This window comes from Bacillus sp. 05T31, from assembly GCF_056396725.1.
On the sequence record NZ_JBFTMA010001119.1, the window covers coordinates 1 to 864 of the forward strand.

1 protein-coding gene and 1 pseudogene are annotated in these 864 nt (G+C 34.6%); one reads left to right on the forward strand and one right to left on the reverse strand.

What is annotated here, in order from left to right; all coding sequences use genetic code 11:
* Positions 1–269, reverse strand: a pseudogene (locus tag AC1DJR_RS31755) (sensor histidine kinase); the annotation flags it as partial.
* A gap of 309 nt (positions 270–578) precedes the next feature.
* On the opposite strand from AC1DJR_RS31755, the gene AC1DJR_RS31760 reads away from it, so the two are divergent.
* The gene (locus AC1DJR_RS31760) at positions 579–779 is read left to right on the forward strand and encodes a hypothetical protein (RefSeq protein WP_000929276.1); all 201 of its coding nucleotides are present in this window, start codon (positions 579–581) and stop codon (positions 777–779) included.
* Positions 780–864: the final 85 nt, after the last annotated feature.

Sequence of the window (864 nt, forward strand, 5' to 3'; positions counted from 1 at the left end):
TAAATAATGGCAGGGATGAGCCCAACAATCCCACCATATAAAAAACCACTAACAATTGGGACTGGATGAAAATTGTATCCGCAAACGGTACCAAAACAAATAGAGTATGTCATGGAGAGAACGAGTGTAACGCTAGATAAAAACATAATAAAGTAGCGATTAGGCTTCGGAAGCATTCCTTGATAACGATTTAAACGAATCGCTTCATATAAAAATAGTGGTAAAATAATGATGGCAATTTGGATCATTAAATCACGAATCAGCTCCATAGCCTCTCATCCCCTATATGTATTTTGATATGATTATATCATTTTATAAGTCTATTTGTTTTAAAATTTTGATTTTTCTTAACATCTTTGTTAATTATTTGTTAACAACTAATAATAAATGTTACAAATTTCCGAAATGATTGTAAACCCTGTACCAAATTTCCTTCGTGCAGTATACAATGAATACGGATTACAAAGAAAATAAAAAACACTTCACTAGACGGACAACTATCGCAAAATACAGCATATAATCCATACTATCTATGTTTACAAATAAGTGATCATTACTTTAGTAGGAGGAAGATAAATATGGCGGGTACTACGCTTGTTTTAAAAGAAGAAAATTTGGTTGTGCTAGAAAACGTTGAAAAATCAGTATACGAAGAATTGCAACATAAAGCAGGGGACGAAGACTGTACATGTGCTGTAAATGAATCCGTTGTCCATCTCGGCAAAGTATCTTCCGTACTTTGGAACGAAGATGAAATAGATTGGGAATACGGTTATTAAAAAGTCGCTTTCAGTGAAGTGACCCCCGAAAGTTAGACAGGTCGTTTCATTAGGCAGCCTCTAGGGTATGAGCCCGGTATTGTAC